Origin of the sequence: Nostoc sp. PCC 7524 (assembly GCF_000316645.1) — a bacterium.
GTDB lineage: Bacteria > Cyanobacteriota > Cyanobacteriia > Cyanobacteriales > Nostocaceae > Trichormus.
The window spans coordinates 6,397,250-6,412,214 of the sequence record NC_019684.1; the positions used below are offsets into that span (position 1 = coordinate 6,397,250).

Consider the following 14,965-nt stretch of genomic DNA (forward strand, 5'->3'; position numbering starts at 1 on the left):
TGTTAGCAAGTTGAGTGCTGTTAGCGGTAGCGGGGCATTTAGCAGGTGCTGTTAGTTTAGTGGAGCGTGAGCAGCGTGCTGGGTTGCTGAGTAAAAAATTTCTAGTCTCCAGTCTCTAGCCTCTAGCCTCTAGCCTCTAGTCTCCAGCCTCTAGCCTCTCTTCCCACTTCACCCTGATGAACGGACGCTTTTGATGTTTATTAGGCAATTGCAAAATTAATGTTATCCAACGCTTGACTCTTGATATTGTGGCAATAGGTCAATAACGTTGTTGAAACTGGTAAAATAATCTTGGAGCGCGGTAGCTGCTTGACCAGTGAATTCAATCCATTCGTAATGGTAGAGATTCTGAGTAATTGGATCTAACTGGAACAATGGAAACTTAGGAGTAGCTATTAAGACAGAAACGCTTTTTTCTCCCAAACTCGTTTGATTGTTTAGCTTCACCGCAGCCACATAGCTGGTATTAATGACAACGTTCTGTATTTTGATGAATGCCATAGCCAGTTTCAGCGTCCAGGATAATATATGTTATGGGATTTAACCCAGAAAAGTTGACAAGTTCGTTACAGAAGAAACATCACCTTGATTCCGAATCTACACATTTATTTGCACGAATCAGCAACCATTTAACAGTGATCATGAGGCAGCTAGGTTTAGTCATTTTTTACTGTTCCACGCGCACATAAATAACTAATTTACCTCGCTGCTTTTAGGCGTTGAATTAATACAAAGAATAGCATGGTTCATCGAAACTAAATCATTCGTTTAAATTAATTTTATAAAAAAGCCCTGGGTTTGTTGATGGAAATTTCAAATTGGGTATGGTACATAAGTATAATTAATAACTCATAACTCCAGGCTGGGAAGTTGCTTGATGGAGACTGTAAACTTCATTTGCACAAGGCAGGAATGACAGTATTAGTCCCTTGTAAATCCCGTAAACATTCCCTCAATATACAAATCAGATTACATAGGATGACGAATTTATTTTTCAGCAGGACATCATAATCAATGACTGTTTTTTGATGAATTTTTAATATAAACGGCTTATTAATGTTAAAGAGTTATTTATTAAGCAAACATTTATTTTATATATTGTACGTAATAAACAAAATAGGGAATAGAGAAAGAATATGTGAATTAAGGATGTCTGAGTATTTAACACCACAAATATATTTTTGTTTTTGGTGCAATACCGTTAAGAAACAAAACTTATTTTCTGAGATGGTTTACCTGTCCATTGTTGCCACCGCATCAGTCCACGGCTAACTAATTCTTGATTGCTGTCACCAATAAAACAAATCCGACCTAATCTTTCGCAACTAATGAGAATTTCACCATGTCCCATAAATGGAGCAATCACAAAATTATTAGGACTGGTGTACAAATTGAGCAAATAATTAATAATTCCTTCCACACCTTCGACATTAATTGTGGTTTGGGGTTTGGGGATGATTTGATGAGAAAAAATTCCTATGTAAAGATTGCCTAATAATAATTCGTATTGAAAGGGCATTTGATTATTTTTGTAAAAATCATAAATATGTCCTTCAGAACGCAGAACAGCCACAACTCTGGCTTCATCTACCAAGTAATTATGCTCCCAGGTGGGTGAGAGAGTAGCGATCGCCAGCGCCGCATCTGAAGGTAATAAGTTACGAAATTCCTGCTGGGAGGTATCGCCACAATAGACTAAATGTCTGCCTAATATCCATTCATCACCTGCTTGAATGATGGGATTAGGGGAAGATATCGCTAGTTGTTCTGATTGACTTTGAGTTTTCTTGACAGCTAACTTAGCCTCTTTTTGCGCCATAGCACTTTTGTAAGCTAATATCTGTGCTGCTTTTTGCTGGGATTTCAACTCATCTACTAATTGCGCTTGCCGTTGGGCTTCTGCAATATCTCCTTTAGCCAGGGCTAACTCTCCAGCCTGTTGTGCTGCTGCTGCTAAAGTCAGTTCTTTTGTCCCCGCCCTAGCTATTTTTAACAGTGCGGTGGGACTATCAGCGATGGGTGTACCCTTAATTAACTGTTTAACTTCGGGGTGAATACCTTTAGCAATTTGCTTACCATGCTGAAAGGTGCGTTCTGAGTAGCCAGCTTCCCTCGCTAACTCTAAAGTTCTTTTTGGTGGTGGTGAAATCGTTTCACCACCTTTGAGGGTATGTTGATTGTCTCCCACCTTCGCCCGCAAACCCATACGTTCGAGAATTTGGTCACGTTCTAACCATAATTCTGAACGTTCTAGAGGTTCTAACTCATTGCGAATTAAATTTTCGTCAATCTCTGCCAACCGCGCCTGGTCAGCACCTGCATAAGCGACAATATTGCACTCAATTGCCTCTAGTCCCAGCAATTTACAAGCTGTCAGCCGATGTAATCCAGCAATCAAATTCAGCTTTTGGTCTACTGTGATGGGGTTCAGTAAACCATTAGCCTTAATAGACTCCTTCAGTTCATCAACCTTGTCACCCTTGACCGGACGGCGGTTGTGACCGATTTTAATTTGGTCGATGGGTACTGTAGGCATAATTAATCTTATTCAGTGCATTTAGCCAAAACACCAACAATTACGACTCAAATACACCGAATATGTTTCAGCAATATCTGGAAATGATGATTTTACTCACATAATCCCAGAGAATGTCCGATCATACACAGCAAACGCGATCGCAATTCATCAATAATATTGAAAGCAAAAGGGAAGATAAGGAAGAATTAATTATTAATCCCCAGTCCCCAATCACCAATCCCCAATCCCCAGTCCCCAATCCATTGACAAAAACACATTTTTTTGCAATGATTAAACACGTATTTATTGATGTCTTGCCTTTGATTTTTAGCCCCCGCTTCGTACTGATTGGTATTTAAGTTTTTTTTAAGAATGTAAGCGTATTTTACGCTACTTGATGCCAACTCCAATTAAGGTAAAACTGAGAAAGATTTGTAGTCAATTCACTATCATTAATGTTACCGCTTGGTGATTTGTTTGCGGTAGAGGCCAAACTATCAAACCATTCACATACATTAATTAGATTCTTTCACTAATTGATATTAATCCAGGGAAACATTCCTCATAGTATCCGTAATTAACTGCGTACACCAAGACGCAAGTAAAGCTCTTTTCCCCAGTCCCCAGTCCCCACAAATATTTCTGACTGATCACATTTCAAATTGGGAATAAAAATATGGAAGTCAATAAGGAACGCCTACGCCAGTTATTTAACAAACCTCAAGGTCGGTGGCGGTTAATCTTAGCAGCATCAATCACTTTAGCGACTGGATTAGTAACCTTCTACAGTTTTTCCCCAAACAAATTTCGTACTCAAGATCAGGCTCCTGCCGCCAATCCTCCCAAGGTTGCACCCGTGAAAGTTGCTGTTACAGCCTTGGGACGTTTGCAACCAGAAGGCAGAGTCACCACTTTATCCGCGCCTAGTTCTACCAACGGTATCAGGGTAGAAAAACAGTTGGTCAAAGAAGGAGAAGAGGTCAAAGCTGGGCAAGTATTGGCTTACCTAGAAGATTATACTCGCGCTACAGCAGCTTTAGAACAAGCATTAAATAAACTGCAAATAGCTAAATCTCAACTAGCACAGGTAAAAGCTGGAGCTAAACCAGGGGACATTGAAGCGCAAAAAGCTACCATAGCTCGTTTACAGTCGCAATTAAAAGGAGAAGTTGCAGCGCAAGAAGCCACAATCAGCCGTATTCAAGCCGAATTTAATAATGCTCAAACAGAAAACGATCGCTATCAAAAATTACTCCGGGAAGGAGCTGTTCCCGCTTCCGTAGCCGATACTAGAGCTTTACAACTGAAAACAGCACAACAACAACTAACAGAAGCCAAAGCGACTCTCAGCCGTACACAAAACACCCTTTCCGACCAAATCAAAGAAGCCAAAGCCAGACTCAACAGTATTCGAGAGGTACGAACTGTAGATGTAGAGTTGGCACAAAATGAAGTTAAAAGTGCAGTAACAGCCGTCAAACAAGCGAAAGCAGACCAGGAGCTAACCTATATTAAAGCTCCCATAGACGGCAAAATCTTAAAAATTCATGCCAAAACAGGGGAAGCGATCGGTACTAATGGATTCGCTGATATCGGTAAGACATCACAAATGTATGTGATTGCAGAAGTGTATCAAACCGATATACAAAAAGTGCGTCTAGGTCAAAAAGCGATCATCACTAGCCCTGCATTTAGCGGTAAATTGCATGGCAGCGTTCAATCAATTGGTTTGCAAGTAGATAGACAAAGCATCTTCAGCATCAACCCCACCACGGACACAGACCGCAGAATCGTTGAAGTCAAAATCTCCATCGATAATCCCGCAGACAGTCAACGGGTAGAGCGGTTAACTAATTTACAGGTAGATGTAGCTATTCAGATTTAGACAATAGTCCCCATTCCCCATTCCCTCATAACAAGCCATGAATTTTAAAATTCCTTTGGCATGGCTACAGCTAGTCCAACAAAAACTGCGTTTTTTAGTGGCTGTAGCTGGGATTGCCTTCATTGTTTTGCTAATGTTTGTGCAACTTGGTTTCCAAGATGCCCTTTATTCTAGTGCTACAGCCGTACACCAGAGTCTTAGAGGTGACTTATTTTTAGTTAGTTCTCAATATAAAGCGTTAACTGCAAATCAAAGTTTTTCTCGGACTCGTTTGTACCAAACTTTAGGGTTTGATGGTGTGCAATCAGTTAACACCTTGTATTTGCAATTTGCAAAATTGAAAAACCCTGCTACTGGTGAAAAATATTCTATCTATGTGATGGGTTTCGATCCAGGACAATCTGTGTTGAATATTCCTGAAGTCGAGCAAAATTTAGATAGACTAAAAATTCCTGATTTCATGTTGTTTGATAGGGATTCCAGACCGGAGTTTGGCCCGATTGCGGCAAATTTTGACAAAGGCAATACCGAACAGACGATTGAAATTTTTCCTTTTGATGGACCCAGAGGTTACAGAGTTAGAGTGGCTGGGTTATTTAGCTTAGGCCCTTCCTTTGGTGTAGATGGTAACTTAATTGTCAGTGACTCCACTTTTCTTCGCATCAATCCCAACACTCGCCCCGTTGAGAGAATCGATATAGGTATCATCACCCTCAATCCTGAAGCTGATAAAGACAAGGTTTTAGCTAATTTACAAGCTAATTTACCGAATGATGTCAGGGTTTTTGATCGCCAAGGTTTCATTGATTTTGAAAAGCAATATTGGTCTGCTAGAACACCAATAGGTTTTATTCTCAACCTCATGCTGACAATGGCTTCAGTCGTAGGTGTGGTAATTGTCTATCAAATTCTCTACAGCAATATTGCCACACAATTTATTGCTTATGCCACATTAAAAGCTATTGGTTATCCCAATTCTTATCTCTTAAATGTGGTTTTTCAACAAGCTTTAATCTTAGCATTATTAGCTTATATACCAGGCTTTCTAGTTTCTGTGGCTTTGTATAATTTTGCAATGGAAGCTACAAAGTTACCAATTATGATGACTGCGAATAATGCCTTAATTGTCTTTATCTCCGCAGTTTTAATGTGTATCACTTCTGGCGCACTTGCTATTAACAAACTTCGTTCCGCAGACCCGGCAGATATTTTTTAGGGAGTGGGGAGTAGGGAGTAGGGAATGGGGTATTGACTAAAAATTTCTACCTTGTCTCCCTTGTCTCCCTTGTCTCTCCTGTTTCCCCTACACCCCTTTTAGTAATAAACCCTGTACTATGAATTTGCAAAACAAGACTCTCCTGATTACTGGAATTGATGAATTTATCGGCTTGCGTGCAGCCGAGTTAGCCATAGCACAGGGAATCAAGGTGCGTGGACTACAAGCTTCTAATAATTCTGACACCGCCAAGAAGTTGGGGGCTGAGGTAATTTTTGGGAGTGTCACCGATGCGGCTATTGCTCAAAAGGCTTGCCAGGGAGTAGATATCGTTTTACATACTGCCCAAATTACTGAAGAAGCTGGCCCTATCAAACAGTTTCAGGAAATGAATGTTGGCGGTGCGGTGAATATGGCAAAAGCTGCCAAAAGTGCGGGGGTGAAAACTTTTGTGCATCTTTCTAGTATTTTGGTGTATGGATTTGATTATAGCGATCGCATCACCGAATCTGGCACACTCTCTAGTAACGATAACCCCTACTGTCAAACCAAAATTGCTGCTGAAGCCGAACTTCTACCCCTCAATTCTCCCCCAGATTTTGGTGTGATTATTATTCGGGCTGGCGATGTTTACGGTCCTGGAAGTCTACCTTGGGTTGTCAGACCGATTCACTTCATGCGCCAAAAGTTATTTGCCTACCCCAATGATGGACAAGGCGTGATTAATCATGTCTATGTAGATAACCTGATTGATGCCATATTCTTGGCAATAGAAAAACAGACATACGGTGAAATCTTTAATATCACCGACGGTGAAGCAACTTCCTGGAAAGAATATTTCATGCGCCTAGCAGCAATGGAAGGTTTACCGACTCCAATGTCTTTACCAAAAGATGAAATAAAACTGTTTTTAAAACTGCGTCATCAGGGGCAGAAACTATTTCGTAAAAAAGCCGATATTCTTCCAGAATCGGTAGATTTTATGCGTCGCCCCTATGCTTGTTCTATTGCTAAAGCTCAGAGTTTATTAGATTACAAACCCAAAATTGATTTAGAAACCGGGCTGCGTCAAACCAAAACATGGCTAGAAAAGACTGACATTCAAAAATTACTGAAATAGGGAGATAAGGGAGACTAGGGAAAATTTTTTACCTAGTCCCCAGTCCCCAATCCCCAATCTCCAAAACTATGATCAAAAATTCGCCAAGATTGAGCATTGGTTTACCTGTATATAATGGCGAGAAATTTATTTCAGCAGCCCTAGATTCATTGTTGGCTCAAACATTTACAGATTTTGAATTAATTATTTCAGATAACGCATCTACAGATAATACCGAAGCCATTTGTCGAGCCTATGCTGCTCAAGATAAACGCATCCGCTACTACAGGAATAACGAAAATATTGGTTGCGCTCCTAATTTTAACCGTGTCTTTGAATTATCTACTGGGGAGTATTTTAAATGGGCTGCCCATGATGATGTACACGCCCCTGATTTTCTCATGAAATGTATTGAGGTACTAGATCAAAATCCTCAATTTATCTTGTGCCACTCTCATACATATTTCATTGATGAGCAGGGTGAATTTTTACAAACCTACGACATTAAACTCAAGACAGATTCAGGTAAACGTTACCAACGTTTTCATGAATTGCTGAATAAGCATCTTTGCTATCCCATTTACGGTGTAATTCGCTCTGATGCCCTGAGAAAAATCCCACCAATGGGTAGTTATGGTAATGCAGATGGCATCTTATTATTAAGGCTGGCTCTAGTCGGGCAATTTTATGAAATACCCGAATATTTATTTTTTGCTCGCAGTCATCCGCAACAATCAATGAGTATGTTCTGCCCAAATTATTTAGTATTTACTAATAAGAATCCCGAATACTCATTGGATATGATGCCAGATTTTTATGGCTATATAGTGTGGTTTGATTCATCTAAACAGGGAAAAATTTTGTTTCCTCATTGGCGAATGTTATGGGAGTATATCGCTTCTATACATTTAGTGCGATTGAGTTTATACGAGCAGATACGTTGCTCTATCAGTTTACATCAGCAACTCAAAGGAAATGAGGTGTTTTTACTTAAAGATTTGCTGATGGCATTCCAAAAGATCTGGCAACTTTGGCATGATACCCCACTCCCAAAAACGGAAGTTGAGACGCGATTGATTGCGTCTGTACAAGAGTAGGGAGTAAAAAATATCTTTTGAGGGAGATAAAAATATGTGGAAAATTTCTCGTTTGCGTCATGTTTTCTTGGCTAGTTTATTGAGCTTGACTTGTATTAGACCATTAAATGCAGAACCTACAGCTAAATTAACTGTTGTAGTCAATGGTATCCGGCATCAACAAGGACAGATTTGCTTTAGAGTTTACGATAGCGAAAAAGGCTTTCCTTTAAGTGATACCAGTGAAGTACAAAGTGGCTGTACTCGCATTACAGGTAAGACGATTACTAAACATTTCTATGGCTTGAAACGTGGTACTTATGCTGTAGCAATTGTTGATGATCAAAACGGTAATCAAAAACTTGATTCTGATTTCTTTGGGATTCCCAAGGAAGGTTTTGGAATTTCTAATAATCCTAGGGTATCTATTCAAACGGGAACACCAAAATTTAATAAGTCAAGTTTTGCTGTTAGCAAAAATACAACTATCGATATTACTTTGAAATACTCACTTGATCCCTAGGTGAGGAGAAAGTTTGTAGTCATGACTTAAGTGTTGAGAAATCAGGACTTTAGTCCTGACTACGAACTTGAATTACAAATTCCCTCTCAACTATTACTGATGGCACAACTTGCCGGAGACTCATAAATGTCATGAGAGAGTTGGCAACATTTTTGTTTAGGTCTTTACTGGGATGGTTGGGAATACAGGTATTTATTTCTCTGATGTTTTTGTTGTATGTGCGATTATCGCGGACAAAAACTTTACCTGATGAACAGTTACCCAAAGCGGCGATAATTCTTTGCTTGCGAGGAGCTGATCCATTTTTACCCAACTGTATTGAGGCACTGTTAAAACAGAATTACCCTAACTACGATTTAAAACTGATTATTGATAGTCAGGATGATCCTGCTTGGGAGATTGCTAATGATACTATCAACCAATTAGATGCCAATAATGCTTATATCAGTCATTTGAGAATTATCCGCCACAATTGTAGTCTCAAATGCAGTTCTTTGATTCAAGCTATTTCTGATTTGGATGATTCTTACGAAGTTGTGGCTTTGGTAGATGCTGATACGATAGTTCATCCTCATTGGTTGCGAGAGTTAGTTACACCTCTAGATAACCCCAAAATTGGGGCTACTACAGGCCATCGTTGGTATGTACCTACGGGTAAGTATTGGGGTTCGTTGGTACGGTACACAGGCAATATAGCTGCTGTTGTGCAGATGTACCTATTTGGTATTCCTTGGGGTGGGTGTTTGGCTGTAAAAACAGAAGTGTTGCGTCAAACAGGGATTTTAGAACAGTGGGCGCAAGCTTTTGGCGAAGATTTGATGATGCACAACATCCTCAAAAAACATGGGTTGAGGGTGAGGTTTGTACCTTCGTTGATTATGGTGAATCGTGAAGAGTGCGATTTGTTGGGGATAATCGACTATTTACAACGTTTGATTCTCTATTCGCGTCTTTACCATCCCCGATGGTTAGCAATTGTCAGTGAAGCTGTTTCTAGCATTTTGTTTCCTACTTTAGTGATTGTGTTGTTTTTCCTATCGTTAGGTGATGCTCAGTGGGAGGTAGCGGATTTATTGTTTAAATCCTACAGCATCTATACTCTGGGGTTACTATCGTTGATGCTGTTGGTGGAGATGGGGCTACAGCCAGTGATTCGCGCCCAAGGACAGCCAGGAACGAAATTATCATGGGCCATGCTAGGGAGAATGTTGCTGGCTATACCTTTAACACAGTGGGTATATGGATTAGCGATGCTTTCCTCTGTGTGGATATCGACGGTGAAATGGCGGGGGGTTGTGTATCGGATTCAAGGCCCTTGGAATGTGCGCTTGGTTGAGTATCATCCCTACGATTTTTTGGATCAGCCTGTGGATAGCAAAATATCTCTTTGAGGCGACATAATTTATTCCGCTTTTTAAACGCAGAGAGAAGTATGAGCGGCGGCTTCCGCCGTAGACGCGCAAGCGGCTTTTCGTCAAGCATCATAACTTCTCCTAACGGAGACGCTACGCGAACAGTGGCAAAGGTTTACGCAGAGGGAGAGGTTTGAAGGAGCTAATAAATTAATGAATGACTTGGTGATATTGATATCAAAATTTTTGGTGGGTTGGTTAGCTGTTCAGGTTGGTTCGGTTTTGTTTTTTTTGTCGGCTTTAAATTCACGCTCGAAAAACTTGCCTGATGAACAGTTACCGAAAACGGCAGTATTGTTATGTTTGCGTGGTGCTGATCCATTTTTACCGGATTGTTTGCGATCGCTTCTCAAGCAAAATTATCCCCAGTACGATTTAAAGTTGATCATTGATAGTGAACAAGACCCAGCTTGGCAAGTGGTCAGCGATACTATTAATGAGTTAGGGGCAAGTAATTTCCAAATTAGTCATTTGCGGACAATTCGCCCAACCTGTAGTCTCAAATGCAGTTCTTTAATACAAGCTGTTTCAGAATTAGACGAATCTTATAAGGTTGTCGCTTTGGTAGATGCTGATACCATTGTTCATGCTAATTGGTTGCGGGAATTAGTTTCTCCTTTGATTAATCCCTCTGTCGGGGTGACTACCGGAAACCGTTGGTATGTTCCTACGGGGAGGTATTGGGGTTCCTTAGTCCGTTACATCTGGAATGTTTCGGCGATCGTGCAGATGTACCTATATGGCATTCCTTGGGGTGGAACTTTGGCTGTGAAAACAGAGGTGATCCAGCAAACGGGACTGCTAGAGAAGTGGGGGCAAGCTTTTGGCGAAGATACGATGCTTCGCAGTGTCTTGAGTAAGCATAACCTCCAGGTGAAGTTTGTACCTTCTTTGATTATGCTGAATCGGGAAGAGACGGATTTGCCAAGTTTAAGATATTGGCTGCAACGTCAATTAATGGCTTCTCGGCTTTATCATCCTTTGTGGCCGGCGGTAGTAGCTGACACAATGTTTACTATTGTGCTACCCCATTTGTTGATTGTGGTGTTGGTGTTGGCTTGGTTTACTGGACAAGGAGATGCAGCTGCGCTAGCCCTCATCTGGTATGTGATTTATATGCTGGCGTTAGTTATGCTCATGCTGTTTTTGGAAATGAACATACAGCCCATCATTCGTTCTCAAGGTAAGCCAGTCACGCAATTATCTTGGCCGCTCATCTTCAAAATGTTTGTGGGAATGCCCTTGACACAATGGGTTTATGGGTTAGCCATGTTTCGGTCATTTGATATGCCGACAGTCCATTGGCGTGGTGTTACCTATGAAGTAGAAGGGCCTTGGCAGATTAGATTGACGGAATATCGTCCTTATCAGACAGGAAATCAACCAAGCGATCGCCAAATTTCTCTGTGAACTATTTCAACCAATGCGTAAATCCTAGAACATTATTCAACTTGCTTAGAACAGGTTTGTATACATACACCTTTTGCTGAGACAAGATTCAACAAATTTACTAAGATTATGAACAAACCAAAACTTCGTATTGCTTTATTTACAGGATTGTACACTCCTTTTTTGACCGGGGTTTCGGTTGCAGTTCACCAGAGGGCGCGTTGGTTGCTACAACAGGGACATGAGGTATTTTTAGTTCATCCCCAGTTTAATGATCAGTATCCCAAACAAGTAGGCGATCGCCCCATGCCTGGGTTAGATGAGTTACAGTCTTATCCCAATTTTTCGTCCTACTCCTTCCCCACTGAACCCCTAATCTTTTACAAATCTCTACCCCAACCTTTGAGTTATCGTCATTGGGACGACACCGAATTACTGATAGAATTTCAACCTGATATCATCGTGGTAGAAGAATCTGCCCAAATGCGGGGTGTATACTCGGCTTTAATCCAAGGTTATGGTCGTCCTGTGGGATTACAGTATGCTAGACGAACTAAAACCCCGATTATTTCCGTCTTTCACACAGATATCGTTGCCTATATCAGATACTACTTGGGAGATGTCTTCTTTAACTTCCTACGTCCCATCATTCCTTTGTTGGTGAAGCAGTTCAGCCAAGTTTATAATCTCAATGTTTTTCCTTCCCGTGAACAACTGATTAAATATCAAAATCTCGGATGTCACCCCAGTGAATATGTTCCTTATCAGGGGATTGATTGCGAAAAATTCCATCCCCGCAATATCCGTTACAACCCCATCCCTGATGATGATAGACCCACTATTTTGTTTGTGGGACGGATCACCGCCGAAAAGAATGTACTGCAATTAATAGATGCCTATCCTCTGATTGCTGCTCAAATTCCCAATGTGCATTTAGTAATTGTGGGTAGTGGCCCCCTAGATGCAGAAATACGCAGACGTGCAGCTAAATTCGGCTCAGGTATTACTATCTGGGGTGAGTCTCACGGTACAGAATTGCTAGGTTGGTTTGCCCGCGCGGATGTCTTTGTCAATCCCTCCGTCACTGAAAACTTCTGCACCACCACTAACGAAGCCTTGGCTTCTGGTACTCCTGTAGTTGCAGCCTTAGTACCGTCAACTATAGAACAAGTTTCTTCCGGTCACAATGGCTTGTTATCTGAACCCAACAACCCAGCAGATTTTGCTCAAAAAGTTATAGACATCCTCTCTAACCCTGAACTCAAAGCGGCTATGGCTGAACAAGCCCGTCCTTCCATCTTGCAATATGATTGGTCAGCTTGTATGGAAAAGTTTGAAACGAAACTTTATGAGTTGGTGCAGACATCAGATCAGGTAGAAACTACTGGCATGGCAAGACTATAAAATACAGGAGAGAAATTTCAACCCCTACTCGTAAACGAGTAGGGGCATTTTGGCATAGGGCAGAATGGGTTAGGGTTGCGATGACTTGTCATTGTGTTGATTCATTAACTTTTAAACAAAAATTAGGCACAAACAAGGAAATTGTGCAAATATAAAGAAAAGCTTAAGAGGTTAGAGACTCATGATCACTACTAAAATAATGCAACAGCTTTGGGCTGTAATTGAGTCTACTAATGTCAATACCTTACTCCAGTTTGATGATATGGCTCTAGTACAATTGCTCCTCCAGCAATTAAAAGCCAAGCAAGGACTTGACGCACCAACAGATAGTAGTCTTAATACTTACATAAAATCTAGACTGCCTCTAATTCGAGACACTGCTGAAGGACGATTATCTTTAGAGCAAGAGAATCATTAATACAAAAGTTCACAAATAGAAAATAATGAACCACTGGCTAAGTATTGCCCTTATAGCTTATCTAATTGGAGCGGCAATTGAAGGGGTAAGTACAGCCAGACAGCTATCTCATTCATTGCCAGAACTAACCAAAGATAGGCAAGATCAGCCATCAGAGCCTACTAATTCACTTCATGAGAACTGGCATATTTTTGTTGTCATTGCCTTTGTAAGTGTTTGTGGAGCGTGCATTTGGCCATGTCGCCTGTTTCACCGCTTAATTAAAGAGAACGGTTTATCTGAGGACTCATAAGCTTGGCGAGGCTCATCGCTAATTCGGCTAGTACAACAAAGTGTTATTGACGCTACCATGATCAATCAACGCAGAAACGACTAATATAGCTGTAGACAAGGCGATTAGGACATGACTAAAAGCTCAAACTCATTCATGGTATGGATTTTACTATTGCCTATTGCAAGAGTGCCTATTGCCTTCTGCTATATATAACTTTTGGGCGATCGCTCCGGCAGTGAGCTTTCTGCAATTGTTGCAGGTTAAAGTTAGAGTTAGAGGGTGTTTGAAAAGTCAGGTATGTTGTAAAAAAGCTCTCTCAGTATACGCTGTGAATAGATAATCAACAGCACCGAGAGAGCGACATGAGTAAAGCTTACCCCAGTAACCTGAGCCTCGCACAATATGAATTTCTTAGCGACTTGATTCCAGAAGGGAAACCGGGTGGTCGTAAGCGTGAAGTCGATATGTGGGAAGTCCTGAATGCAATTTTTTACATCCTGCTAGAAGGAGTGAGATGGCGATGCCTACGGCGGGCTACGCCTACGCTACCTGGGGACTTTCCTACGAGAGCAAACAGTGTACACATATTTCCGAAACTGGCGTAAAGACGGGACATGGTTGCACATTCACGATAGTCTCCGAGAGTGGACGAGAATCGAAATTGAACGTCATCCGAGTCCATCGGAAGCGATAATTGATAGCCAAAGCGTCAAGAGTGCGGCAATGGTGAGTCAATCAGTAGGCTTTGATGCTGGCAAGAAAATCAAAGGACGCAAGAGATTTATGACCGTTGATACCTTGGGGTTAGTGCTGCGGGTTTTGGTAACAGCAGCCAATGTCGGTGAGCGAGAAGGAGGCAAACAAGTTCTCCAACGAGTTAAACAGTCTCAGCCACAATCTCGGTTAACCACCATCTGGGTTGATGGTGGCTTTGATGGGGAACCGTTCATGCAGTGGGTCATGAATTTTTGTCGCTGGATTGTACAGGTGGTGCTGCGACCAGAGCAAAGCAAGGGCTTTGTTTTACTCAAAAAACGTTGGGTGGTGGAACGCACTTTTGGCTGGTTCATGGGATGTCGGCGATTGGTCAGAGATTATGAATTATTGCCCGAAACCTCAGAAACTTTTATCTATCTTGCAATGATCCGTATTATGGTGAAGCGATTGGCTTAATTTTTGACTCCCTAAAACTTTTCAAACATCCTCTTAGAACAAAAACTGAAAGAGGATCTTTTACTATAAAAGTAGTATTTGCGTGAAATTCTTGAACCAAGAACGACTTCGTAAGGATTACAAATAGTGCAAGTTCTCAAAAGATCCATCAAACCAGAAGCCTATATATCGTTTCTCCACATCTACCAAACTACTTGGGGGATGGCTGGTGATATCTGTTTAATCCGTGAATCTGTAGCCAATTCAAGTGGCTCAAAGTTTGTAGGACACAAACTCCAATTAGCCCTCCCAAAAGGACTGGAGCGCCATCGCTTGGTGGGTGTTCCGGTGATCAAAGTTGCAGGTAATGTAGGCGACGGACATCCTAAAGAGCATCCGTCTGAATGGGAAGTTTATGAAGGTGTAGATAGAGAAGTAGCGATCGCGGCTCTGAAACCTTGGGGCTTTAATTTGATTGATTGAACAGCACGAATATATGTTTCGAGCTAGGTTTGATGAAGTAGTTAGTTATGGTAGTAGCACTAAAGTTGACGCTGGTATATTAGACATCTCCAAAAAAGAATGTAGAGACGTTCCAT

General features: G+C 41.2%; 14 protein-coding genes and 1 pseudogene. 13 read left to right on the forward strand and 2 right to left on the reverse strand.

Annotated elements, in window-relative coordinates:
- Positions 1-222 precede the first annotated feature (222 nt).
- Together NOS7524_RS26215 and NOS7524_RS26220 are read right to left on the reverse strand one after the other, a co-directional pair.
- Positions 223-501, reverse strand: coding sequence for a hypothetical protein (locus NOS7524_RS26215; protein ID WP_015141503.1), 279 nt, complete (start codon positions 499-501; stop codon positions 223-225).
- Positions 502-1,201: 700 nt separating this feature from the next.
- The gene (locus NOS7524_RS26220; protein ID WP_015141504.1) at positions 1,202-2,536 is read right to left on the reverse strand and encodes a ParB N-terminal domain-containing protein; all 1,335 of its coding nucleotides are present in this window, start codon (positions 2,534-2,536) and stop codon (positions 1,202-1,204) included.
- Between the two features lie 113 nt (positions 2,537-2,649).
- Here NOS7524_RS26220 and NOS7524_RS26225 point away from each other — a divergent pair, with 113 nt between their 5' ends.
- The 13 genes and pseudogenes from NOS7524_RS26225 to NOS7524_RS26280 all read left to right on the forward strand — a co-directional run bounded on the left by NOS7524_RS26225 (position 2,650) and on the right by NOS7524_RS26280 (position 14,849).
- A complete protein-coding gene (locus NOS7524_RS26225) occupies positions 2,650-2,877 on the forward strand; it encodes a hypothetical protein (RefSeq protein ID WP_015141505.1) in 228 nt (75 codons plus the stop codon).
- A 317-nt stretch (positions 2,878-3,194) separates the two neighbouring features.
- Positions 3,195-4,403 carry an ABC exporter membrane fusion protein gene (locus tag NOS7524_RS26230; RefSeq protein ID WP_015141506.1) on the forward strand — a complete coding sequence of 403 codons (1,209 nt, stop codon included), beginning with the start codon at positions 3,195-3,197 and terminating at the stop codon, positions 4,401-4,403.
- 37 nt (positions 4,404-4,440) lie between these two features.
- A complete protein-coding gene (gene devC / locus NOS7524_RS26235; RefSeq protein WP_015141507.1) occupies positions 4,441-5,619 on the forward strand; it encodes an ABC transporter permease DevC in 1,179 nt (392 codons plus the stop codon).
- A 118-nt stretch (positions 5,620-5,737) separates the two neighbouring features.
- A complete protein-coding gene (locus NOS7524_RS26240) occupies positions 5,738-6,739 on the forward strand; it encodes an NAD-dependent epimerase/dehydratase family protein (RefSeq protein ID WP_015141508.1) in 1,002 nt (333 codons plus the stop codon).
- A 68-nt stretch (positions 6,740-6,807) separates the two neighbouring features.
- Positions 6,808-7,815, forward strand: a complete 1,008-nt coding sequence (locus tag NOS7524_RS26245; protein ID WP_015141509.1) for a glycosyltransferase family 2 protein — start codon at positions 6,808-6,810, stop codon at positions 7,813-7,815.
- A gap of 34 nt (positions 7,816-7,849) precedes the next feature.
- Complete coding sequence (locus tag NOS7524_RS26250) at positions 7,850-8,317, forward strand: DUF2141 domain-containing protein (RefSeq protein ID WP_015141510.1); 468 nt, start codon at positions 7,850-7,852, stop codon at positions 8,315-8,317.
- A 131-nt stretch (positions 8,318-8,448) separates the two neighbouring features.
- Entirely contained in the window at positions 8,449-9,708 is a 1,260-nt protein-coding gene (locus NOS7524_RS26255; protein WP_015141511.1) for a glycosyltransferase, read from the forward strand.
- A gap of 174 nt (positions 9,709-9,882) precedes the next feature.
- Positions 9,883-11,139 carry a glycosyltransferase gene (locus NOS7524_RS26260; protein WP_015141512.1) on the forward strand — a complete coding sequence of 419 codons (1,257 nt, stop codon included), beginning with the start codon at positions 9,883-9,885 and terminating at the stop codon, positions 11,137-11,139.
- Between the two features lie 108 nt (positions 11,140-11,247).
- A complete protein-coding gene (locus NOS7524_RS26265) occupies positions 11,248-12,522 on the forward strand; it encodes a glycosyltransferase (protein ID WP_015141513.1) in 1,275 nt (424 codons plus the stop codon).
- A 181-nt stretch (positions 12,523-12,703) separates the two neighbouring features.
- Positions 12,704-12,940, forward strand: coding sequence for a hypothetical protein (locus NOS7524_RS26270; protein ID WP_015141514.1), 237 nt, complete (start codon positions 12,704-12,706; stop codon positions 12,938-12,940).
- 25 nt (positions 12,941-12,965) lie between these two features.
- Positions 12,966-13,232 carry a hypothetical protein gene (locus tag NOS7524_RS28985; RefSeq protein ID WP_015141515.1) on the forward strand — a complete coding sequence of 89 codons (267 nt, stop codon included), beginning with the start codon at positions 12,966-12,968 and terminating at the stop codon, positions 13,230-13,232.
- A gap of 344 nt (positions 13,233-13,576) precedes the next feature.
- Positions 13,577-14,387, forward strand: a pseudogene (locus NOS7524_RS26275) (IS5 family transposase).
- A 126-nt stretch (positions 14,388-14,513) separates the two neighbouring features.
- Positions 14,514-14,849, forward strand: coding sequence for a hypothetical protein (locus NOS7524_RS26280; protein WP_015141516.1), 336 nt, complete (start codon positions 14,514-14,516; stop codon positions 14,847-14,849).
- Positions 14,850-14,965: the final 116 nt, after the last annotated feature.